The sequence below is a fragment of the Comamonas denitrificans genome, assembly GCF_017368815.1.
GTDB classification, from domain to species: Bacteria; Pseudomonadota; Gammaproteobacteria; order Burkholderiales; family Burkholderiaceae_C; genus Comamonas; species Comamonas denitrificans.
The window spans coordinates 53,961-76,740 of record NZ_JAFNME010000015.1; the positions used below are offsets into that span (position 1 = coordinate 53,961).

Sequence of the window (22,780 nt, forward strand, 5' to 3'; positions counted from 1 at the left end):
GCTGCTGCGTCAAAAAAAACCAATGAAAAATACCCTGGCCTATAGTGTTGGGATGGCTTTTCTACTCCCCGTTTTTTCCTGGGCAGGGAGCATTCAATCGGTCACTGGCTCGGTGCAAGGCGGTGGCGAAGTGGTGCGCATTGTGCTGGATGAGCCCCTCAGCCAAGCCCCCACCGGCTTTGCCGTGCAATCACCGGCACGCATTGCATTGGATTTTTTGAGTACGACCAATGGCCTGCCCCAATCCCTGGTCGAACTCAACCAAGGCAATCTCAATACCGCCAACGTGGTCGAGGCCTCGGGCCGCACCCGCGTGGTGCTGAACTTGAAATCGGCCACCAACTACCGCACCGAATTGGATGGCAATGCCGTTTTGGTTTACCTCGACCCGGTAAAAACCGCCTCGGCCGTGGCCCCCATCTCCACCCCCGTGCAAGTAACGCCAGCACCGGCCCCGGTGGCATCGCCCAAAAGCATTCGCGATGTAGATTTTCGCCGCACTAGCGACGGCGCAGGCCGCCTGGTGGTAGCCCTGGGCTCGGCCGGTGCCAGCGCCGATGTGCGCAACGAAGGCAAGGGTCTGGTGGTAGAACTCTCGCGCTCCAGCCTGCCTGACGCACTGATGCGTCGCCTGGATGTGGTGGATTTTGGCACCCCAGTACAGCTGATTTCCAGCTCCCAAAAAGGCGACAAGGTGCGCTTGAAAGTCGATCTGAAAGGCGAGTGGGAGCACAGCGCCTACCAAAGCGACGACCAGTTTGTGCTGGAAGTGCGTGAAAAGAAAATCGATCCCACCAAGCTAACGCAGGGCCCAGGTTTCTCTGGCGAGCGCCTGTCGCTGAATTTCCAGAACATTGAAGTGCGAGCCCTGCTGCAGGTGATTGCCGACTTCACCAATTTCAATATCGTCACCTCCGACACCGTTGGTGGCGCTTTAACCCTGCGCCTCAAAGACGTGCCCTGGGACCAAGCCTTGAACATCATCATGGAGGCCAAGGGCCTGGGCATGAAGAAAAATGGCAACGTGCTGTGGATTGCACCTCGAGAAGAAATCGATGAGCGCACGAAAAAGGATTTAGAAGCGGCCCGCTCCATTGAGCAGCTGGAAACCCTGCGCACCCAAGGTTTTCAAATCAATTACGCCAAAGCGGAAGAATTGGTGAAGAAATTCACTGAATCCCAAAATACTGGAGGCACTGCCGGCACCAATACCAATAACACACGATTTTTATCAGAACGTGGCTCGGCGATTGCTGAAGAACGCACCAACCAGTTATTTATTACCGACACGCCGACCAAGCTGGAAGAAATTACTGAACTGCTGAAAAAACTCGACGTACCCGTTCGACAAGTGCTCATTGAAGCACGGATTGTCGAGGCCCGCGATACCTTTGGTCGCGCACTGGGGGTAAAGTTTGGTGGAGGTTATAACCGTCCTGGACGCGGCAGTATTGGCCCCAGTTTCAACGGCGGGAGCTCAGCACAAAAACAATCGGGGCAATGGATAAAAAATGATGATACCGGTGCATATGAATACAGGCCTGGATGGGCTAATAACAACAATGTCAATAGCGGAAGCATTAATTCAAACCAAGGGAATAACAGCTTAGATAGAGGCTGGGAAACCAATCAATCCAGTACCATTTCTAACAATCCCTTCATTAACCTTCCAGCTGCCGCACTTTCCAGCGGTGCCGCTGCCGCAAGCATAGGATTGAGTGTATTCAACTCCAGCATGACACGGTTTTTGAGCTTGGAGTTGTCAGCCATGGAATCAGAAGGGGTAGGCAAGATTGTTTCCAGCCCCCGGTTGATGACCGCCGACAAGTCAGAGGCAGAAATTAAACAAGGGACCCAAATTCCTTATAAATCTTCCTCAGGGGCCGGTGCCAGTGCTATTCCAAAAGTTGAATTCAAAGATGCCGTTCTTCGGTTAAAAGTGATTCCTCAAATCACCCCAGATGGCGACATTATTATGGATTTGGAGGTGCATAAGGATTCGGTGGGTGCCCGCACGGATGACGGCCCCGCGATTGATACCAAAAGTATTAGGACCCAGGTATTGGTTGAAAATGGTGGCACGGTGGTGATTGGTGGTATTTTTGAAATGGAAGAAATCAATCAAACGAATAAAGTCCCCGTGCTGGGAGATATTCCTGTGATGGGCAATCTATTTAAAAACAAAACCCGTGAAACCGAAAAACGGGAAATGTTGGTGTTCATTACCCCACGCATGGTCACCGATGCCATCGCCAACCGTTAATCAAAAATTTCATTAACCCCTCAAGGCCGCAATTGCGGCCTTGCGGTTTTTTTATCAAGGCAAGCGTTATGGCAAAGCATTTGGCACTGGTGGGACTGCCCGGCTCGGGCAAATCGACCATTGGGCGGCAGGTGGCGCGCCAAGGCGGCTGGGTGTTTGTCGATGCCGACCACGCCATTGAAGAGCGCCTGGGCTGCAGCATCAAAGATTATTTTGCCCAGCACGGCGAGGCCGCTTTTCGGGAGATTGAGGCACAGGTGCTGCGCACCTTGCTGCAAGCGCCCCAACCCACGGTGATTGCCACGGGCGGCGGCGCGGTGCTCAAACCAGAAAATCGGGTGGCCTTGCGTGAAGGCTGCACGGTGTTTTACCTGCACGCTGCGCCAGAGGATATCGCCCGGCGGCTGCGTGGTGATACTGTGCGCCCGTTGCTGCAAGGCGTCGATGCCTTGCAACGCCTGCAAGCCTTGCAAAAAGTGCGCGGCCCGCTGTACCGTGAAGTGGCGCATTACGTACTGGATACCCAGCGCAACAATCCCACCCAAGTCGCCCGCAAAATCTGCATGCAAGTGGATTTGGCCGGCCTGTCAGGTTTGGGAAGTATTTGACCGATACGCGTTTAAAAATCAGCGGTTAGTGCTATTTTTATATTGCGCCCCGGTTGCGTGTAAGCGTCAATGGTGGGGGAATTGGCCGCTTGCCCATACACATCAGCCCAGCGCCAGTATTTTTGGTTGGTGAGGTTGTTCAGCGCCAGATTCAGCCGCACATTGCTGCGGGGCCGCCATTGCATGCCCACATCCAAGGTGGTGGCTGAGGGCGTAGCAAATTGGGTGGTTCCGGCCTTGTTGTTGCCAATCGAGACCAAATCAATGTCTTGATCGCGCTTTGCGGCGTAATGGCGGGCGTTGGCGTACACGCCCCAATGCGGTGTGTCGTAGCGCAGCCCCACCGACAGCTGGGCGGGTGAGACCGAGTTCAGCGGACTGTTGCTGGTCACATCCTTGCCCCGCGTTTGGCCATACGAAAAAGAGCTGCGCAAGCGCCCGTCGGTGTTGCTACCCACGTGGCCCCAGTCGTAAATACCTTTGACTTCAAAGCCGTAAATCTTGGCGCGCGTGATGTTCACAGTCTGGAAGACTTGCTTTAACGGGGTGCGCTCAATCAGGCGGGCATCTTCAATCAAGTTGCTGTAGCGGTTGTAGAAGCCCACCACGTCCAGGTTCAAGCGCTCCATGCGGCCCCGCACGCCCAGCTCCATGCCCCGGCTGCGTTCCGGTTTTAAGTGGGGGTTGGCGATGATGTAGTTGTCCACCATGCCCACGCCGGGTAGCAGGGCTTGGGCGCGAAAGCGGTCATTGACCTGCCCCGCCTCGGGGGCGCGGTAGCCGGTGGCGTACTGGCCAAAAACGCTCCACTCGGGCGTGGCGCGGTAGAGCAGCCCCAGCTTGGGCAGCACGGCTGTGCCACTCATGTTCTTAGCGGGTTGGGGGGCCGGCGGAAAGTACAAATCCTGGTTTTGCACATCAATGCGGAAGTGGTCGATGCGCAGCCCGGGCGTAATCGTCCAATCGCCCAGCACGGTTTCGTTTTGCACAAACAGGCCCGCGCTGGTTTCATGGGTATCGGGGAAGCGTTTGAGCGGGAAAACTTCTGGGGCCAGGGGGGCTTGGCCGGTGTACAGGTTGCTGATGCTGTTGCGCACCCAATCCAGCCCATAGACAAAGCGGGATGACCAGCTTGGGTAGCGCAGCACCTTGTCCGCTTGCAGGCCCAGTTGCCATGTCTGCTCTTCGTAGCGGTTGTCGCGCACACGGTGTACGCCGCTGTTTAAAAAGCTCTGGCCAAGGCGGTGCGACTGCGCATGCTGTACCGAAACAATGGCCCGCACATGGTCGGCCCCGGCGGTGTGCAGACCAAAGCGCCCATCCCACGCCAAACGATTGCGCTCAATGGTGCTGGTGGTGAACTCGTTCACCACATCGTTGGGTTTGCTGGGGGTGGCAATGCGGCTGGAGAGCAAATCGGCATCCAACTTTTTGCGCGAATGTTCCACGGTAAAGGTATGGCGTTGCAGGCCATTGGGTTTCCACACCAGCTTGCCCAGCACGGCCTGGTCGTTGGTATCCAAGGGGTCGGCCTTGGTGCGGTTGCTGTTGGCTGCGCCATCGGTGCCCATGGTCTGCATTGCATGCCCCTGGCGGCCCGAGGCGGTGAGCATCCATTGCACCTGCTCGCCCGCCTGGGCGGCCACGGTGCCGGTCAGGCTGGTGCTGTGGTCTTCCTCGCTCCAGGCAGTGGCAATGCGCCCGCCCATGGTTTTGCTGCTGCCGTCAGCGGCTTTTAGAAAGTCGCTAGGGTCGTGGGTGACAAAGTTCACCACCCCCGCCATGCCGTCGCCACCGTATTGGGCCGAGGCTGGGCCGCGCACCAGCTCGATGCGCTTGAACGTCTCCAGCGTGAGGTATTCCCGATCGAACATGGCCGAGCGCGAGACGTAGCTGCGTGGCATGCGAATGCCATCAACCGTCATCAACACGCGGTTGCCGCCCAGGCCGCGAATCTGGATACCCATGTTGCCGTCCCGCGCGAAAGCGGCCGAGCCTGCGCCCACGGCCAGCCGCGCCGGGCTGCTGCGCACCTCGGTATTGGGCAGGTCTTGCAGCGCCTGGCGCAGATTGCGGCTTTGCTGGTCGCGCAGGCCTTCTTCGCTGACGATGTCCGCCGACAGGGGCAGGTCGTCATTAGCCTGTTCCATGCGCGCGCCGCTGACGACGACGGTGGGCAAGGTGGCATGGGCCGTCGGCGTGGCGACCTGGGCTTGGGCGAGCGATAAGACGTTACAGGCCAAAACCACACCAAGGCAGACGGGGTTAAGCCGTTGAACAAGCACAAGATTAGAAGGCAACAGGGTAAAAGCCATAGCAAGAACGATTCAAGAAACAAGGAGTTTCGCGTTGATTATGGAGTACTTTCCCGCAATGCCAAGAAAAGATAGACACTGCATTCGTATTTGAGATAAATCAAATAAAAACCCTTCTGTGCTCTCCACAATAACTGGAAAACCCTGCTGCTTTGTCGCGGCCCACAGCGGGGTATCCCCTAGGACGGGAGGGAGTTTCGGGCGGCGGCATAACAAGGAGTTTCCTGCATGAAAACCCGCAAACTAACGAGTCTTATCGCTCTGGCCCTGTCCTCGATGGCGTTGGCCGCCGTGGCCCAGCCAGCCAAACCTGGCGCAGCCACCACCCCAACCACTGCGGCAGAAGCCCAGTACCAAGGCGCTGCATCGCCCTTGGCCGGTGCCGCTATGCACCAGTCGAGCAACCCCAAAGCCCCGCCCATGACCGAGGAGGAATTTGCCCGCGCCCGTCAAATTTATTTTGAGCGCTGCGCCGGTTGCCACGGTGTGCTGCGCAAAGGCGCAACCGGCAAGCCTTTGACCCCTGATCTGACCAACGACAAAGGCACCGAGTACCTCAAGACCTTCATCGCTTACGGCTCCCCCGCCGGGATGCCCAACTGGCTAACCTCGGGTGAGTTCGACGAGGCCACCGTGGATCTGATGGCCCGCTACATCCAGCACGATGCCCCGACACCGCCCGAGTTCTCCTTAGCGGACATGGAAGCAACCCGCAAGGAATACATCCCTGTGGACAAGCGCCCCACCAAAAAGATGAACAACTACAACATCGAGAACATTTTCTCGGTGACCTTGCGTGACGACGGCACGATCGCCCTGATCGACGGTGATACCAAGGAAATCATCAGCATCATCAAAACCGGCTACGCCGTGCACATCTCGCGCCTGTCCGCTTCGGGCCGCTACCTGTACGTGATTGGCCGCGATGCCCGCTTGAACCTGATCGACTTGTGGATGGAAAAACCCGACAACGTCGCTGAGATCAAAGTCGGTCTGGAAGCCCGCTCGGTGGAAACCTCCAAGTTCAAAGGCTGGGAAGACAAGATTGCCATTGCCGGCACCTACTGGCCGCCCCAGTTCGTGCTGATGGATGGCGACACCCTGAAGCCCAAAAAAGTGGTCGGCACGCGCGGCATGGACATCAACAACGAGTACCACCCCGAGCCCCGGGTGGCGGCCATCGTTTCCAGCCACAACAAGCCTGAGTTCTTGGTCAACGCCAAAGAAACCGGCAAAGTGTGGATGGTCGATTACACCGACTTGACCAACTTGAAGACCAAGCAAATCGATACGGCCAAGTACCTGCACGACGGCGGTTTTGACGCTTCGGGCCGCTACTTCATGACCGCTGCCAACGCTTCGGACAAGATCGTGGTGATCGACACCAAGGAAAGCAAGCTTGAAGCCATCGTCGATGTCGGCAAAATCCCCCACCCTGGGCGCGGTGCCAACTTCAAGCACCCCAAATTTGGCCCGGTGTGGGCAACGTCTGACCTGGGTGACGAGGGCATTTCTCTGATCGGCACCGATCCAAAGAAAAACAAAGACCACGCCTGGAAAGTGGTTCAAACCCTCAAAGGCCAGGGTGGTGGTTCGCTGTTCATCAAAACCCACCCCAAGTCCACCAACCTGTGGGTCGATACCACGCTGAACCCCGATGCCAAGATCAGCCAAAGCATTGCCGTGTTTGATATCAACAACTTGGACAAAGGCTACCAAGTGATCGATATCGCCGCCTGCGCTGGCCTGAAAGACGACGGTGCCAAGCGCGTAGTGCAGCCGGAATACAACAAGGCCGGTGACGAAGTCTGGTTCTCGGTTTGGAGCGCCAAAGACAAAGAATCTGCTATCGTTGTTGTGGATGACAAAACCCGCGCTTGCAAGACTGTGATCAAAGACAAACGTCTGATCACCCCCACCGGCAAGTTCAACGTTTACAACACCCAACACGACGTTTACTAAGCGTCGCGTAAACGGTAGCTAACCGTAAACGTTCAGGATGGGGAGGGCAGGTTTTGTCTTACCCCGTCCTTTTCACTTTTTAACTTCAGGAGTTTTTCCATGAAAAAACTTGCTCTGCTTGCCGCTGTGGCTGCTGGTATTTTGGCTACAGCCCCCGCCATGGCCGACGAGGCTTTGGCCAAGGCCAAAAACTGCATGGCCTGCCACGCCGTCGATAAAAAAATGGTTGGCCCCGCCTATAAAGACGTAGCGGCCAAATTTGGCGGTCAAAAAGACGCTGAAGCCACTTTGGTAAAAGCCATCATCGAAGGTAGCAAAGGCGTTTGGGGCCCCGTGCCCATGCCGCCGAACAAAGTGACCGAAGCCGAAGCCAAGCAATTGGTGACCTGGATTTTGTCGATGAAGTAATCCTTCCTCGACTAAACCACCGAAAGCCGCAACCTGTCAAAAGGTGGCGGCTTTTTCTTTGTTTGGTTGGCTAGCTGCCCTGCGGCGGTGCCTGCAATCCCAAATGCCGCCATGCTGCTTGGGTGGCCATGCGCCCGCGTGGGGTGCGCTGCAAAAAGCCTTGCTGGATCAGGTACGGCTCAATCACATCCTCAATCGTGCCGGCATCTTCGCCAATGCTGGCGGCAATGTTGTCCACGCCCACCGGGCCGCCGTCAAAGCGATGAATGACGGCTTCGAGCAGCTTGCGGTCCATCACGTCAAAGCCTTCCGGATCAACGTCGAGCATCGCCAGCGCCTGCGCGGCGATGGTCTGCGTGATCGTGCCATCGGCCTTCACATCGGCAAAGTCGCGCACGCGGCGCAGCAGCCGGTTGGCGATGCGGGGCGTACCGCGCGAGCGGCGGGCGATTTCCATCGCGCCGGCGGCATCTATCGGGGCGTGGAGCAAGCTGGCGCTGCGGGTGACGATGCGCTCCAGCTCCTGCGGCGTATAAAACTCCAGCCGCGCCACGATGCCGAAGCGGTCGCGCAGCGGGTTGGTCAGCATCCCGGCACGGGTGGTAGCACCCACCAAGGTGAAGGGCTGCAAATCCAGCTTGATGGAGCGGGCCGCCGGCCCTTCGCCAATCATGATGTCGATCTGGTAATCCTCCAGCGCGGGGTAGAGAATTTCTTCCACCACGGGCGAGAGGCGGTGAATCTCGTCAATGAACAGCACATCCCCCGCCTCCAGCCCGGTGAGCAGGGCGGCCAGATCCTTGGGCTTTTCCAGCACCGGGCCGCTGGTTTGGCGCAGGTTTACGCCCAGTTCGGCGGCGATGATGTGCGACAGCGTGGTTTTGCCCAAGCCGGGCGGGCCAAACAGCAGCACATGGTCCAGCGCCTCGCTGCGCTTTTTGGCGGCACCGATAAAGATTTCCAGCTGCTCGCGCGCCTTGGCCTGGCCGACGTATTCATCCAGCAGCTTGGGGCGCAGGGCCCGCTCCTGCGCCTCCTCACTGCGCGAAGCACTGGTGGCGGCAATCAGGCGCGGGGCGGGTGCGGCGGTGGTGGCCGCTGCGGCGTTGCCCAGGCCGAAATCTTCGGTGTGGATGCTCATGGTTTTCTAAATCAATAGCTGCTAGCGCTTGCTGCACAAGGGTTAAGTGGCGATTTGGCTGAAATTATTTAGCCAGAGCTTTGAGCGCCAGTTTGATGCCTTCGCTCACGCCCACGTCGGCGGGCAGGGCTTTGAGGGCGGCGCTGGCCTCTTTATCGTTATAGCCCAGGGCCAGCAGTGCTTGCAGAATGTCGGCGCGTTCGGCAGTGCTGGCTTGCAGGGGCAGATTGGCCGTGAGGGCATCGCCGAGTTTGCCTTTGAGTTCCAGCAGCAAGCGCTCGGCGGTTTTTTTGCCGATACCGGGCACCTTCACCAGGCGGCCCACCTCCTGCAGGCTGACGGCCTGGGCCAAATCATCCGCGCTCAGGCCCGAGAGGATGGACAGGGCGGTGCGCGGCCCCACGCCGCTGACCTTGATCAGCTGGCGAAAGGTGTGGCGCTCTTGCAGCGTGGCAAAGCCATAGAGCAGCTGCGCATCTTCGCGCACGATGAAGTGGGTGAGCAGGCTAACGGGTTGGCCCAGCGCGGGCAGGTGGTAGAAGGTGCTCATGGGCACCTGCACCTCGTAGCCCACGCCGTGGCAGTCGATGATGACCTCGGGGGGATGTTTATCGGTCAGGGTGCCGGTTAATTTGCCTATCATGGCGGATTCGTCCTTCTTTGTTTTCTGGAGCGTGCGGGGCAAGCTTTGCACGTTCTTACTGTCTTGGAATTATCCGCGTGATCTTGCGCCACACCTTTACCCCGCACAACAACACCCGTCTGGCGCACCTGTGCGGCCCGTCCGACCAGCACCTGCGCACCATCGAAAACGGCTTGCAGGTGAAAATCGCCCACCGCCACGAGCAGTTCAAAATTGATGGCGTGAAGGCCAAGGCGCACCAAGCGCTGGACGTATTGCAGGCCCTGTACGAAATGGCCGATGACCCGATCATCGAAGATGCCGTGCAACTGCTGCTGGCCGGCGACAAGGACATGCTGCAGGCCGACCCCGATGCCCCCAGCCTGCACACCCGCCGTGGCAGCCTGCGCGCGCGCACGCCCAACCAAGCCATTTACCTGGACAACATTGCCCAGCACGACATCACCTTAGGCATTGGCCCAGCGGGCACGGGCAAGACCTACCTGGCCGTGGCCTGCGCGGTGGATGCGCTGGAGAAAAGCGCCGTGCAGCGCATCGTGCTGACGCGCCCGGCGGTGGAGGCGGGCGAGCGCCTGGGCTTTTTGCCCGGCGATTTGACGCAAAAAGTCGATCCCTACCTGCGCCCGCTGTACGACGCGCTGTACGACCTGATGGGCTACGAGAAGGTGCAAAAAGCCTTTGAGCGCAATGTGCTGGAAATTGCGCCGCTGGCCTTCATGCGCGGGCGCACGCTGAACAATGCGTTTGTGATTCTGGACGAGGCGCAAAACACCACCCCCGAGCAGATGAAGATGTTCTTAACGCGCATCGGCTTTGGTGCCAAGGCAGTGATCACCGGCGATGTCAGCCAAATCGACCTGCCCAAAGGCACGGCCAGCGGCCTGATTGATGCCGAGCGCGTGCTCAGGCGCGTGCGCGGCATTGCCATCTCGCACTTTGGCAGCCAGGACGTGGTGCGCCACCCCCTGGTGGCGCGGATCATTGATGCTTACGATGCCCAGGTGCGCGCCTAATTTGATAGCTGTAGCTGCTTTATACAAATAATTTATAGATTAAAAACATAAAATTTTTATATAAATAAAGCGCAAAATGCTATTGTTTTTTAAATAATTTATGGTGCTTTGCAACCGCGCTGCTCACTGCAGGCCGCTCCAGCGCAGTGGGCCGGGTCATTGTCATACGCCGAGGAATTGATCTATGAGTTGTCCTGATGAGGCGCTGGGTGCCTTCCCCATCACCGACGCAAACCCCGTCGGTACCGACCCGCGCGAGAGCGCCGCTTTTGCGCTGGCACAGGCAGAGATCGACAAACTGACCAATATCCACACCCCGTCCAGCGTGGAATGGGAAAAACTAGCCCAAGCATGCGCCACCGTATTGCGCGATGAGGGCAAAGATTTCAACGCCGCCGTTTGGCTGCTGTGTGCCTGGACCCAAACGCGTGGCCTGCTGGGGCTGGCCACGGGCATCCATGTGGTACGCGAGTTGCTCGAGCATTTCTGGCCCAGCATGACCCCACCCCCATCGCGCCTGCGTGCCCGGCGCAATCGGGCCGCATGGATGCTGGAGTGGCTGGAAGCCAAGTTGGAAGACAGCTTCACCCCTTTGACACAGGAGCAGCTACACAGCGTGCTCGAAGATTGGGATGCCATTGATGCCTTTTGGCGTGAGCATGACGATGATGGCCCGGCATTCTTTCGCTTGCGCCGCCGCCTTGCGCAATTGCCCGTCGAAGCCAGCGCCGAGCCGGCCCCTGAGCTGCCGCCTCCAACCCCCGCCATGGCCGCCAGTGCGCCGCCAATGGACACGCCTGCGGTGGATGCGCCGTCCTCCCCCAACTCCGCCTTAGCCACCGGCACGCCCCGCCCACAGCTGCCGCTGCTCAGCCCAGCGCCCGCCATTGGGGCCGTGGACAGTGACGAAGCCATTGAAAACGCCGTCACTGGCACGCTGGCTACGCTTTCTCCGCTGGTTGAGTTCTGCCTTGAATCGCGCACCGGCTTGCCGCTGCTCTTTCGCCTCACCCGCCAAATGGCCTGGCTGACCTTGGAGCAGCCACCGCCCGCACAAGGCCATTCCATGACCACGCGCCTGCCCCCGCCGCCCGATAGCGAAGTCGAGACGCTGGCACGCCTGCAAAGCGTGGGCGAGCCATTGGACATCGTGCGTTTTTGCGAGCGGCGCTTAGTGGCCTACCCGTTTTGGCTGGACCTGAACCGAGTGAGCCATGCGGCTTTAGGGCGGCTGGGGGAGTCTGCCGCCAACGCGGCGGCCAGCTTGGCCGGGGAGGTGCGCCAGCTGCTGGCTCGGCTGCCCGTGCTGGTGGAGCTCAGTTTTGCCAATGGCCAGCCGTTTGCCGATGGCGCAACACGCAGCTGGCTGCAGGGCTTGAACCCCGTTGCCAGCAGCAGCACCACCACCGCCGCTGACACCATTCAGACGGTGATTGACCAAGCCCAGCAAAGCGCTGCCAATGGGCAGCTCAAAGAAGCCCTCACCCACCTGCAAGCCAGCCTGCCCACAGCAGGCAATGGCCGTGATCGCTTTCGGCTGCGCAAGGCGCAGTACGAGCTTTTAGACCGCTTTGCCCCCTCCCCACAGTTGCAAGTTGCGCTGGCCGGGCTGTTGCGCCAAGCCCAGGAGCAGCGGCTTGCACACTGGGAGCCTGCGCTGGTGCAACCGCTCTTGGAATCCGCGCTGGGCTACCCAAGCAGCGATGCCACCACAGCGTGGGCCGAGCAATTGGCCGCGTTGGATTTGTCGGCCTACTGGTATCTATGTAGCTCAAAATCTGGTTAAAACCACAAAGAACCACTACATTAAAGATCCGCCGAAATTAGAAAAATTTTGGGGTCATGAATGGCTACTGAGCCTAGTAACTAGGAGTAAAAAAATGGCTAGTGATGGTTCTGTCGCGCCCAAAGAGCGCGTCAATATTGTTTACACATCAGACACCGGGGGCGCACAAGAGCAAGTTGAACTGCCGCTCAAACAATTGGTTCTGGGCGATTTCACTTTGCGTGAAGACGACACCCCGCTTGAAGATATCAAGCCTATCCGCGTCGATAAAGATAATTTCTCGGACGTACTCAAGGGCCAAAACTTGAGCCTGCAATTGAACGTTGCCAACCGCCTGAGCGAAAACGCAGCCGAAGATGAGCAACTGCCCATCACGATGCGCTTCCAATCGCTGCGTGATTTTGAGCCGGATGCCATTGTCAATCAGGTTCCTGAACTACAAAAATTAATAGCACTGCGTGATGCCCTTAAAGCGCTGAAAGGCCCAATGGGCAATCTTCCAGAATTTCGCAAGCAATTGCAGTCATTGATGAATGACGAAGGCGCTCGGGAGCGTCTGCTTGCTGAGCTGGGTGTCAAAGACAAGGAGTAAGCCCATGAGTGAAGAAAAAAGCCACGTTGCCGATAGCGCCACGCAAACCCTCGAAAACGTCTCTCTGCTGGACCAACTCATTGATGCCACGCGCGTTAAACCAGGGGATGAAGCCTATTCAATCACGCGCCAGGGCTTGGAAGCCTTTGTTGCCGAACTGCTGGAGCCAGCACGCCAGACAGAAAAAGTGGGCGCGGGGGTGATTGACGACATGATCGCCAACTTGGATGCCAAGCTGTGCCGCCAAGTCGATGAGATCATGCACAACGAGCGCTTCCAGAAGCTGGAGTCAGCGTGGCGATCGCTGAAATTTTTGGTGGACCGCACCGATTTTCGGGAGAACAACAAACTTGAAATTCTCAGCGTCTCCAAGCAAAAGCTGCTGGAAGACTTTGAAGATGCCCCCGAAATCACCCGTTCAGGCTTATACAAAGCGGTCTATACCGCCGAATTTGGCCAATTTGGCGGCCAACCTTTTGGCACCATCATTGGCAACTACGAATTCAATCCTGGCAGCCAAGATATCAAGCTGTTGCAATCGATTGCGGCCGTCTCGGCCATGGCCCATGCCCCATTTATCGCTGCCGCTGGCCCCCAATTTTTCGGGGTCGATAGCTTTGCTGATCTGCCCAATTTGAAAGATTTGCAGGCCGTTTTTGAAGGCCCCCAGTTCACAAAGTGGAATGGCTTTCGCGAAACCGAGGATGCACGGTTTGTCGGGCTGACGCTGCCACATTTTCTGCTGCGCACCCCGTATGGAGAAGATACCGTGCCGGCCAAAACCTTCCGGTACAACGAAGGCGTAAGTGGTGGCAATCAAAACTTCCTTTGGGGTAACGCCGCGTTTGCCTTTGCCAGCCGCTTGTCCGATAGCTTTGCCCAGTACCGTTGGTGTGCCAACGTCATTGGTCCGCAAGGCGGGGGTACGGTGGATGATTTGCCCATCTACAACTACGAGGCAATGGGCGAAATCCAAACCAAAATCCCGACCGAAGTTCTGATTTCAGAACGCCGTGAGTTTGAGCTGGCTGAGCAAGGCTTTATTGCCTTGACCATGCGCAAAAACACAGACAACGCCGCTTTTTTCTCTGCCAATTCCTGCCAGAAACCCAAGTTCTTTGGCAATGACAAGGAAGGCAAGGACGCAGAGCTCAATTACAAGCTCGGCACCCAACTGCCTTATATCTTTGTGGTTAGCCGCTTGGCACATTACATCAAAGTCATCCAGCGTGAAAATATTGGCACGTGGAAAGAGCGCGGCGATCTAGAGAGTGAACTGAACACGTGGATTCGCCAATATGTGGCGGATATGGACAACCCTGCGGCAGGTGTACGCAGTCGCCGACCGCTGCGCCAAGCAGAGATTACCGTCAGCGATGTCGATGGCGATCCGGGCTGGTACCGTGTAGGACTGAAGGTGCGCCCCCACTTTAAGTACATGGGCGCTTCGTTCACGCTGTCCTTGGTGGGCAAGCTGGACAAGAGCTAATCACACTGCTTGCGTAATTTCACCAAGTTGATTTATTAAAAAATGAATAAAGTCTTTTTGATTTTATTTGTGCAAGTGATTGCCTAATAATAGTTTTTATTGGGTAATCATAAAATAGCGTAACACACTGCGATGAAATTTTATTCTTCATTGTGTTATTGATTTATTATTTTAATTCGGAGTACACACTATGCCAATGCCATGCTACCTGATGCTGGAAGGCCAAAACCAAGGCAAAATTGAAGGTTCCACTAAAATTCAAGGCCACGACGGCAAAATCTTGGTTCAAGCGGTTGAACATCTGGTTGATATTCCAAAAAATCCCCAAACAGGCTTGCCTGCGGGTAAACGCGTCCACCAAGGCATAACCTTAACTAAAGAGGTAGACAAATCCTCGCCCAAGCTGTTTCAAGCACTGACTTCCGGCGAGCAAATGAAATCTGTCGTGCTGGAGTTTTACCGCATTTCCCCAAAAGGCACTGAAGAAAAATACTACACCATCACCTTGAGCAATGCTGTAATTGTTTCAGCCCGGACCTGGGTGCCGAATACCCTTGACCCAAATTTCAAACAGATGGGTCACATGGAAGATATTGGCATTACATACGAAAAAATCGTTTGGACTTGGGTGCCAGATGGTATTGAAGCCGAAGATTCCTGGCTGGCTCCAAAAGCTTAATTGTTTTCATCAGAACACCACTTGGACACTGTGGCTAAGTGGTGTTTTTTATGGCACTTATTTTATTTAACCGCATTATAAAAAAATTAATATTAAATAATAAATGCAGGTTGTTTTTTAAAGAAAGTGGTGAGCTTTGAAAGAAAGGCGATTACTAGAGCGCGTCATGCTGCTTCAGGCCGATAACAGTCGCACACACGTAACCCAAGCTGAGGCACTGACACAGTCAATCGTCGCTCATTTACAGCGCATTCTTAATACACGGCAGGGTAGTGTACCCATTGATAATGAATTTGGCGTTCCAGATTTCACTAATTTAGCGGGCTCATTTGCAGTCGGACAAACAACACAAATCATTGAAAACATGACCCGCATGATTGCCCGGTATGAGCCACGTTTAAAGTCACCACGCATCCAGGTTGTAGAAGGTGCCCAAGAGGTTTTATCGCTTAGTTTTTCCTTGGAAGGACTGGTAGCGATTGATAACCGAGATATTCCAATTCATTTAGCAACACGGGTATCTTCAGATGGTCATGTTTCGCTCGCCATGCAGTAATCATGCTCAATAGTCATTATCAAAATGAGCTGGCGCAACTGCGCCGCTTGGCCAATGAATTCGCACAAACCAATCCTGCACTGGCACCACTGCTAGGGATTGATTCTGCCAGTGACCCGGATGTTGAGCGCTTGCTCGAAGGGGTGGCGTTTCTGACAGGAATGGTGCGGCAGCGACTTGATGATGAATTTCCAGAATTTATTCAAGAGCTCGCCCAACTGCTCTACCCCCATTATTTGCAGCCGCTGCCGTGCATGACCTTGCTGCAATTTCAACCACGTGCAGCGTTGCAAGCCCCTGTGCACATAGAGGCAGGCTGCGAAGTCTTCTCCGTGCCCGTGGATGGCCAACGGGTACGCTTTCGCAGTACCGCACCCGTGGATCTGGAGCCACTGCAGCTACTGTCCTCGCAATGGGAAGGGGGCAGTGGCCAAGAGCGCAGTATTGTGTTGAATTTTTCTTTGACTGTCGCCAATCCCAACGATTGGAAATCTGACAGCCTGCGCTTTTACCTCGGGGGGGGTTTAGCCGATGCATCCAAACTCATGCGCCTACTGCAGCTTAATTTGCGAGAAATTCGCATTGCTGCACCTGGTCAGCCGGTAACACTCTTGCCTGCCAAGTACTTGCGCAGTGTCGGTTTTGATACCAATAACCAGCTCTTGCCTTTTCCTAATAATGCACACCCCGCCTATCGTTGTTTGCAGGAATATTTTGCGCTACCAGAGAAATTTCTTTTTGTTGAATTATCTGGTTTTCAACAGTGGCATGCCCGCGAAGCAGGAGGACAGTTTAGCGTCCGGCTGATGTTTGAAAACTTACCTGATTGGACCATGGAGTTATCAAGCAATAGCTTTATGCTAGGGGTAACACCGGTTATTAATTTATTTAATCAGCAAGCCCATCCATTGCGGATTGACCACAAACAAACAGATTACCGCATTCAGCCTGCTGACCACGGTCAGCGCATGAGTATTCGCATTCATTCGATATTGAATGTCAGCGCCTATGTAGCGGGCGATGGCGAAAGACCATTAAAACAATTCAACACATTTTCTCAGCATGATACCTATAACCTGAGAATTCGCGCATCAAGTATTGATATGCACGGGTACGATCACTATATCAGTCTACCCTATAGTGAAGGAAAAATACCCAGCGAGATGACTTTATCGATTGATTTGCTATGCACCAATGGCAAACTTCCGGAGAGTTTGCGTCTGGGTGACTTGAACCAGCCATCCGATAATACGCCACCTAGGGTAGAATTTAAAAATATCCGTGGTATTACCCCATGCCAACCGCCTAAATTTGATGACAAACTGCTGTGGCGGATGCTTTCGCAGCTCAATGCCAACCATTTTCGATTGGCTGATTGCAATTATTTGCGAAACCTGCTTTCCTTATACTTACCCACCATCGGCGAAGGGGCGCACGATGCGAATCAACGGCGCATTGATGCTATCGAAAAGGTGACGGTTACGCCAGAGCGAAGATTTATTCGTGGACTTCCCGTCGAGGGGAACGTTGTGCGCGTGGATTGTCGGGGGGATCATTTTCTGAGTCCTGGCAATTTTTATATGTTTGGCTGTGTACTTGATGAGTTTTTTGCTGGCTGTACGGCAATCAATAGTTTCACGGCTTTCATACTTTTTGACACTGTTAATCATGAGACTTTGAAATGGCCAGCGAAAATTGGGCAACAACGTCTGCTGTAATGGATCCGTTGCGCACTGATAGCAGAGAGTATGCATTTTTTCAGGCCTTGCGCTTGCTGCGCTTGCGTTTTCCCAACGAGAAAGCGTTTACTGACAATGTCCGCATTCGGCCACATTTAGGCTTGGGTTTTCCCCAGCGGGATATCAATCATATTGAACGTGATGCCAGTGGCCGCTATCGGATTGAAGCCAATTTTTTTGGTTTATACGGGGTCACCTCGCCACTGCCCACGTTTTACACCGAAGATCTAATCGAGGAGCAATTACAGGGTTATTCAGCGGGCCGTGATTTTCTCGATATTTTGCATGCTGCGCTCTATCCGCTGTTATTTCGGGCCTGGGAAAAGCACAGAATCTGGCTTGATATTACCGAGCGACGAGAAACAAAAAGTTTACGCCATCTCCAAGCCCTTATTGGAATGGCCGACACCCATGCCAAGGAGCGCGACAGTAGCAAGGAGTTGTTGCGTTACGCTGGACTGTTTAATCAATATCCGCGTTCGGCCCAAGGCTTACAACAGCTGGTGGGTGCCGCACTCCATGGCGACCCGGTCGAAGTGGTGCCTTGCGTGGAAACGCGCTTGGATATTGACCATTCGGCGCGAACTTACCTGGGCATTCAGTGTGGTGTGCTGGGGGAAGACAGCCTGCTAGGACGCGAAGTCATGGACCGCAGTGGTGCGGTTGATATTTGTATTGGGCCATTGTGCGCAGAGCGTTTTCAGGCCCTCATTCCTGGACACAAGTTGTATGCCAAGCTTGAGCGGCTGGTCACGCTGTATTTGCAAACACCACTGCGCTGCCGTTTGGTGGTGCGGTTGGCACGGGACCAGCGACAGTGCGCAGCCTTGGGGCAAGGCTGGCAGCGTTTAGGGATGGATACTTGGCTGGGTGAAGCTGGCGGCCAGCACACAAGTACCGATCCGGTTGAGGTGGTATTCATGCTGGCGATGGCATCTGAGCATTCAAGCAACACATTAAACACGTCGTCAAGCTTTTCATTTTGAAGTGAGTAGTCCAATAATGTCCAAGGAGATTTTCCCCGATGATTCAAGTAGAACTCAAGCCGCTGTTTGCACGGCTTAATGCTTTTAGTACCAAAGCCCTGGAAAATGCTGCCGGACTGACGCTGGCACGCACACATTATGAGATTTCTCTGGAGCATTTTTTGCGCCAGTTATTGGATGATCCCCATGCGGATGTAGCACGTATTTTGGTGCGCTTTGAGATTGATCCGATTCGATTGGGCGCGATGCTTGACGAAACTCTGGCGCAATTAAAAAACGGAAACCCTGGACGGCCCGTATTTTCCAGCCTTTTAACCGAGTGGGTTCAGGATGCGTGGCTCATGGCTTCGCTGGTCGTAGGCGCAAGCCGTATTCGGGGGGGCGCATTGTTGCTGGCCTTGGTATCGCGCTTGGGGTATTACACGGCGGGCACCCGGTATGGGGACATACTCAAGCCTATTTCCAAGGATGCATTAACCGCAGAGTTTGCCCAATTGCTCGCAGACTCTAGCGAAGGGCCTTCAGACAGTTTACAAGCCTCGGCCAAGCCATCGGGGTCAAGCCTTGGCAGCTCGGGGACTGCTGCGGAAGACAATATTGCTCGGTTCTGTGAAGACCTGACGGCCAAGGCGGCAGCTGGCCGCATTGACCCGGTTTTTGGTCGTGATAACGAAATTCGGCAGATGATCGATATTCTCGCCCGCCGTCGAAAAAACAATCCCATTGCGGTTGGGGAGCCGGGGGTGGGTAAATCTGCCGTCGTTGAAGGCCTGGCTTTGCTGATGAGTCAGAATGAAGTGCCCGATTTCTTACAAAACACCCGCCTGTTGAGTTTGGATTTAGGGGCCCTGGAGGCCGGAGCCAGCGTGAAAGGCGAGTTTGAGAATCGCTTGCGCGGGGTGATTGAAGAGATTAAGGCCTCCACTGCGCCGGTTATCCTCTTCATTGATGAGGCCCACATGCTGATTGGTGCGGGCGGCGCTGCAGGTGGTTCAGATGCCGCCAACCTGCTCAAGCCCGCCTTGGCGCGGGGCGAGCTGCGCACCATTGCCGCCACAACCTGGTCAGAATACAAAAAATATTTTGAGAAAGACCCTGCCTTGGCACGGCGTTTTCAGTTGGTCAAACTCGATGAGCCGAGTGTGCCAACCGCCGTGTTGATTTTGCGTGGTTTAAAAGAGCATTACGAAAAAGTTCACGGGGTCAGTGTGCGCGACGATGCCATCGTGAGCGCCGCCGAGCTGTCGGCCCGCTACATCACCGGACGCTTGCTGCCGGACAAGGCCGTTGATTTGCTCGACACCGCCAGTGCCCGGGTGCGCATTGGACTAGGAATTAAGCCAGCAGAGTTGGAGCAGATGGAGCGCCAGTTGTCCGCCCTGGGGCGAGAGCAAAGCGCCTTATTGCGCGACCGTGATAACGGTTTCCCAGTGGATAGCGAGCGCTTGGTGGCCATTACGCAAGCCTTAGATGCCATCGAAGCGGATCGTGCCGCGCTAGAAGCCCGGTGGACGCAAGAGCGCCAAGCGGCCATGCGCGTGCTCGATGCCCGTCGGCAACTGGCGCTGACAGAGCAAGACGTGCCGCCAGCCGCGCCAGGAGATGCGCACCCCACTGCGCCACTGGCACCGCTCAGTGAGCGCCAAGCCGCCTTGGAGCAAGCCCGTCAAGCCTTGGCGGAGCTGCAAGGAGAGCAGCCACTGTTGTTCACCGAGGTCAATCCCGATGCCATTGCCAAGGTGGTTTCCGATTGGACGGGCGTTCCACTGGGCAAGGTGCTGCGCGATGCCGCTGGCGGTGTGCTGGCCTTGGCAGACAACATCAAGGCCCGCATTCGGGGCCAAGATGCCGCCGTGGAGCAAATCGCCGAAGTCCTGAAAGCAGCGCAATCGGGGCTGCGTGATCCACAGCAGCCGCTGGGGGTGTTTTTGCTGGTCGGGCCGTCCGGCGTGGGCAAAACGGAAACCGCCTTGGCGGTGGCCGAGCACCTGTTTGGTGGCGAGCAGGCCATGATTTCGGTGAACATGAGCGAATACCAGGAAAAGCACACCGTCAGCAGGCTGGTGGGTGCGCCCGCCGGGTACGTTGGCTTTGGCGAAGGCGGGATGCTGACCGAGGCGGTGCGCAAGCGCCCATACTCGGTGGTGCTGCTTGATGAAGTGGAGAAAGCCCATTTGGATGTGGTGAATATCTTCTACCAAGTGTTTGACAAGGGCAGCTTGTCCGACGGCGAAGGGCGGCAGATCGACTTCAGCAACACCGTGGTGCTACTGACGAGCAACCTGGCCACCGAAGAAATTCAAAATCTGTGCGCCTCGGGTCGGCCTGATGGCGATGTCTTGTTGGAAAAAATCCGGCCCATCTTGTCACGCCACTTCAAGCCAGCGTTGCTTGCACGCATGACCATCGTGCCGTTCTTTACCCTGGGCAATGAACAATTAGCGGGGATTGTGCGCCTCAAGCTTGAACGCCTGAGCGAGCGTTTGTGGGCCTCGTCCAAGGTCTGCTTGCACTTTGCGCCCGAAGTGGCCACGACCATTGCCGCCCGCTGCACCGAGGTGGAAAGCGGGGCACGCAATATTGATTTCATCTTGCGCAAAAGCCTCACCCCCCGCCTCTCCGATCTCTTGCTCGCCGCAGTGGCCGACCAGCGCCCACTGAGCGCGCTGCACGTTGCCGTAGATGCCCAGGGGGAGTGGATCATTCGCGCCGAGGAGGCGGCGGCAGAACCCCCTGTCCAGCGCACCGCTGTTTGATGGCCAGGCGGCCTCGCCCCGGTAGCACCCACTGCCTGTGAAAGGGGGACGCACTCCCCCCCTTTTTTTTATTCCATAAGGATGGCCCCATGTCTCTTTCTGATTCACCGCTGTGTACGTTTTCTAGCCTTGCCCCCTCCTTGCTGCTGGAAAAATTCTGGGTGCAGCAATGGCAGGGCGAAGATAAGCTATCAAAACCATATCGCTTTACGCTTCGATTAGCAACGAAAAATAGCCTTTTAAATGATGAATCTTTATTAGGCGAGCGTGGAGTGCTCACTTTTTTTGAAGAACTCGCAGCGCCACATACCTACCACGGTGTGGTGACCGAAGTGGCCTACCTTGATTCAGATGCGATTTACCACTATTACCAGGTCATTCTCGAGCCACGGGTGACCAAGCTGCGGCACTTTTATTTTTCTGAAATCTGGCTGGATAAAAGCCTGCCCGAACTGATTCGCGACGTTCTGCTGCTGGCTGATTTGAAGGTCGAAGGGCCAGGTCTGAGTGGTGCGCCAGTGGATGCCTACGACTTTGATATCCGCATCCCCCTGAAAGATATTGCACTGACCCAAGCGCCATTTACCTGCCAGTTTGAGGAGTCAAGCTTTGCCTTTCTCTCGCGCTTGCTGGAATACTTTGGCATCTATTATTTTTTTGAGCAAGGTGCGCAAGGCGAGGCTTTGGTGTTCTGTGGCGATCGGCAGTACCAACCCCAAACCCCCAGCGTTTTGACCTATCGCCGACAGGATTCGGAGCTGGAAGTTGGGCAAGGGCTGGCGGTGGTGCGCAGCTTTGAGCGCAAACTCGTCCAGCAAGTGGCCCAGATCCATTTGCAAGATTTCTCCGCCAGCAAGGCCGATGTGCAACTGCACTGCAGCGCCTCTGTCGCGGCCGCAAGTTTGGCCGCCGATGCCCCGCTTGAACAGCACCAGCAACTGGCCCAGTCCGCCGGATTTATCGGGGTGCGCGGGGTGTATGGCGAGCACTTTGGCAGCACCGAAGCGGGCCAATGGCTGGCCACGCGGCGGGCGCAGGCCATTGGTTGCCGGCACCGTGAGTTTCATGGGGCAGGCCGGGCGGGCCAGGTGCGGGCCGGCTACCCGGTGCTGCTGGCGGGCCACCCCCGGTTGCTGCTGAACACCACCTACCACGTGATTGAGGTGAGCCACCAAGGCTACCAACCCTTGCCTGGCTTAGGCCAGGGCGGCGAAATGGCGGCCAATGTGGCAACGCGCTTTGTGGCCCTGCCTGTGGATGTGCAATTTCGCCCTGCTTGCACCACCCCCAAACCCTGGGTGCAAGGCCTGCTCAGTGCCATTGTCGAAGGCGATGAGCACAGCGACATGCCCTTACTCAATGAGCATGGCTGCTACAAAGTGAGCTTCCCATTTATTCGCGGCTCCAAAAATGCCACGCGCGGTTCGGCCTGGGTGCGCATGGCAACCCCCTCCAGCGGCAGTGGGCACGGCATGAATTTCCCGCTGCTGAAAGGGGCAGAAGTCTTGGTGTCCTTCCTTGGCGGCGATCCAGATCGCCCCGTGATCGTGGGCAGCGTGCCCAACTCTGCCAACCCAAATCGGGTCAATGAGCGCAATGTGACCCAAAGTGGCTTAAGCACCCCTGGCGGGCATGTGCTGGCCATGGAAGACCGCCCCGCAGGCAAGATGATGCTGATGAGCACCCCCACGGGCAGTGCTTTCAGCCTGGGCCAAGGGGCGGTCAAGGGTGCCCATTTGCGCACCAATGACCATATGCAGTTTGCGTCCACCTCGTACCAGCACGAGGTTCCCGGGGTTTACAAAATGACCGTGACAGGGGGCGTGCCCCCCGCCCCGATTGCC

General features: G+C 56.1%; 17 protein-coding genes. 14 read left to right on the forward strand and 3 right to left on the reverse strand.

The window, feature by feature from the left end; all coding sequences use genetic code 11:
• Window positions 1-22: 22 nt before the first annotated feature.
• Together J1777_RS08370 and J1777_RS08375 are read left to right on the forward strand one after the other, a co-directional pair.
• Window positions 23-2,263 carry a type IV pilus secretin PilQ gene (locus J1777_RS08370; protein ID WP_423220538.1) on the forward strand — a complete coding sequence of 747 codons (2,241 nt, stop codon included), beginning with the start codon at window positions 23-25 and terminating at the stop codon, window positions 2,261-2,263.
• Window positions 2,264-2,331: 68 nt separating this feature from the next.
• Window positions 2,332-2,871 (forward strand): shikimate kinase, encoded by a 540-nt coding sequence (locus J1777_RS08375; RefSeq protein ID WP_207575297.1) that lies wholly within the window; start codon window positions 2,332-2,334, stop codon window positions 2,869-2,871.
• An 11-nt stretch (window positions 2,872-2,882) separates the two neighbouring features.
• On the opposite strand, the gene J1777_RS08380 is transcribed toward J1777_RS08375, so the two are convergent.
• Window positions 2,883-5,114 (reverse strand): TonB-dependent hemoglobin/transferrin/lactoferrin family receptor, encoded by a 2,232-nt coding sequence (locus J1777_RS08380; RefSeq protein ID WP_207575298.1) that lies wholly within the window; start codon window positions 5,112-5,114, stop codon window positions 2,883-2,885.
• A gap of 300 nt (window positions 5,115-5,414) precedes the next feature.
• Between J1777_RS08380 and J1777_RS08385 the strand changes: the two genes are divergently transcribed.
• Together J1777_RS08385 and J1777_RS08390 are read left to right on the forward strand one after the other, a co-directional pair.
• Window positions 5,415-7,148, forward strand: a complete 1,734-nt coding sequence (locus J1777_RS08385) for a nitrite reductase (protein WP_207575299.1) — start codon at window positions 5,415-5,417, stop codon at window positions 7,146-7,148.
• A gap of 99 nt (window positions 7,149-7,247) precedes the next feature.
• Complete coding sequence (locus tag J1777_RS08390; RefSeq protein WP_207575300.1) at window positions 7,248-7,556, forward strand: c-type cytochrome; 309 nt, start codon at window positions 7,248-7,250, stop codon at window positions 7,554-7,556.
• Window positions 7,557-7,626: 70 nt separating this feature from the next.
• On the opposite strand, the gene ruvB is transcribed toward J1777_RS08390, so the two are convergent.
• Window positions 7,627-8,697, reverse strand: a complete 1,071-nt coding sequence (gene ruvB, locus J1777_RS08395; RefSeq protein ID WP_207575301.1) for a Holliday junction branch migration DNA helicase RuvB — start codon at window positions 8,695-8,697, stop codon at window positions 7,627-7,629.
• Between the two features lie 64 nt (window positions 8,698-8,761).
• Window positions 8,762-9,340 (reverse strand): Holliday junction branch migration protein RuvA, encoded by a 579-nt coding sequence (gene ruvA / locus J1777_RS08400; protein ID WP_207575302.1) that lies wholly within the window; start codon window positions 9,338-9,340, stop codon window positions 8,762-8,764.
• Window positions 9,341-9,417: 77 nt separating this feature from the next.
• Here ruvA and J1777_RS08405 point away from each other — a divergent pair, with 77 nt between their 5' ends.
• The 10 genes from J1777_RS08405 to J1777_RS08450 all read left to right on the forward strand — a co-directional run.
• A complete protein-coding gene (locus tag J1777_RS08405; protein ID WP_207575303.1) occupies window positions 9,418-10,353 on the forward strand; it encodes a PhoH family protein in 936 nt (311 codons plus the stop codon).
• Window positions 10,354-10,537: 184 nt separating this feature from the next.
• Complete coding sequence (tssA, locus tag J1777_RS08410; RefSeq protein WP_207575304.1) at window positions 10,538-12,139, forward strand: type VI secretion system protein TssA; 1,602 nt, start codon at window positions 10,538-10,540, stop codon at window positions 12,137-12,139.
• Between the two features lie 94 nt (window positions 12,140-12,233).
• Entirely contained in the window at window positions 12,234-12,731 is a 498-nt protein-coding gene (gene tssB / locus J1777_RS08415) for a type VI secretion system contractile sheath small subunit (RefSeq protein WP_207575305.1), read from the forward strand.
• Between the two features lie 4 nt (window positions 12,732-12,735).
• Complete coding sequence (tssC, locus tag J1777_RS08420) at window positions 12,736-14,220, forward strand: type VI secretion system contractile sheath large subunit (protein WP_207575306.1); 1,485 nt, start codon at window positions 12,736-12,738, stop codon at window positions 14,218-14,220.
• Window positions 14,221-14,410: 190 nt separating this feature from the next.
• Window positions 14,411-14,899, forward strand: a complete 489-nt coding sequence (locus J1777_RS08425) for an Hcp family type VI secretion system effector (RefSeq protein WP_207575307.1) — start codon at window positions 14,411-14,413, stop codon at window positions 14,897-14,899.
• A 136-nt stretch (window positions 14,900-15,035) separates the two neighbouring features.
• Window positions 15,036-15,455, forward strand: coding sequence for a type VI secretion system baseplate subunit TssE (gene tssE, locus J1777_RS08430; protein ID WP_207575308.1), 420 nt, complete (start codon window positions 15,036-15,038; stop codon window positions 15,453-15,455).
• Window positions 15,456-15,457: 2 nt separating this feature from the next.
• Window positions 15,458-17,173 (forward strand): type VI secretion system baseplate subunit TssF, encoded by a 1,716-nt coding sequence (gene tssF, locus J1777_RS08435; protein WP_207575309.1) that lies wholly within the window; start codon window positions 15,458-15,460, stop codon window positions 17,171-17,173.
• Window positions 17,137-18,180 (forward strand): type VI secretion system baseplate subunit TssG, encoded by a 1,044-nt coding sequence (gene tssG / locus J1777_RS08440; protein WP_207575310.1) that lies wholly within the window; start codon window positions 17,137-17,139, stop codon window positions 18,178-18,180. Before tssF ends, tssG begins: the two co-directional genes overlap by 37 nt.
• Window positions 18,181-18,218: 38 nt before the next feature.
• Window positions 18,219-20,936 carry a type VI secretion system ATPase TssH gene (gene tssH / locus J1777_RS08445; protein WP_207575311.1) on the forward strand — a complete coding sequence of 906 codons (2,718 nt, stop codon included), beginning with the start codon at window positions 18,219-18,221 and terminating at the stop codon, window positions 20,934-20,936.
• An 89-nt stretch (window positions 20,937-21,025) separates the two neighbouring features.
• A partial coding sequence (locus tag J1777_RS08450) for a type VI secretion system Vgr family protein (RefSeq protein ID WP_207575312.1) occupies window positions 21,026-22,780 on the forward strand: 1,755 nt, incomplete at its 3' end.

Bases quoted from the DNA above. Each gene is read 5' to 3' on its own strand.
- J1777_RS08370 (WP_423220538.1), top strand. From the start codon at position 23: ATGAAAAATACCCTGGCCTATAGTGTTGGGATGGCTTTTCTACTCCCC.
- J1777_RS08375 (WP_207575297.1), top strand. From the start codon at position 2,332: ATGGCAAAGCATTTGGCACTGGTGGGACTGCCCGGCTCGGGCAAATCG.
- J1777_RS08385 (WP_207575299.1), top strand. From the start codon at position 5,415: ATGAAAACCCGCAAACTAACGAGTCTTATCGCTCTGGCCCTGTCCTCG.
- J1777_RS08390 (WP_207575300.1), top strand. From the start codon at position 7,248: ATGAAAAAACTTGCTCTGCTTGCCGCTGTGGCTGCTGGTATTTTGGCT.
- ruvB (WP_207575301.1), bottom strand. From the start codon at position 8,697: ATGAGCATCCACACCGAAGATTTCGGCCTGGGCAACGCCGCAGCGGCC.
- ruvA (WP_207575302.1), bottom strand. From the start codon at position 9,340: ATGATAGGCAAATTAACCGGCACCCTGACCGATAAACATCCCCCCGAG.
- tssA (WP_207575304.1), top strand. From the start codon at position 10,538: ATGAGTTGTCCTGATGAGGCGCTGGGTGCCTTCCCCATCACCGACGCA.
- tssB (WP_207575305.1), top strand. From the start codon at position 12,234: ATGGCTAGTGATGGTTCTGTCGCGCCCAAAGAGCGCGTCAATATTGTT.
- tssC (WP_207575306.1), top strand. From the start codon at position 12,736: ATGAGTGAAGAAAAAAGCCACGTTGCCGATAGCGCCACGCAAACCCTC.
- J1777_RS08425 (WP_207575307.1), top strand. From the start codon at position 14,411: ATGCCAATGCCATGCTACCTGATGCTGGAAGGCCAAAACCAAGGCAAA.
- tssF (WP_207575309.1), top strand. From the start codon at position 15,458: ATGCTCAATAGTCATTATCAAAATGAGCTGGCGCAACTGCGCCGCTTG.
- tssG (WP_207575310.1), top strand. From the start codon at position 17,137: ATGGCCAGCGAAAATTGGGCAACAACGTCTGCTGTAATGGATCCGTTG.
- tssH (WP_207575311.1), top strand. From the start codon at position 18,219: ATGATTCAAGTAGAACTCAAGCCGCTGTTTGCACGGCTTAATGCTTTT.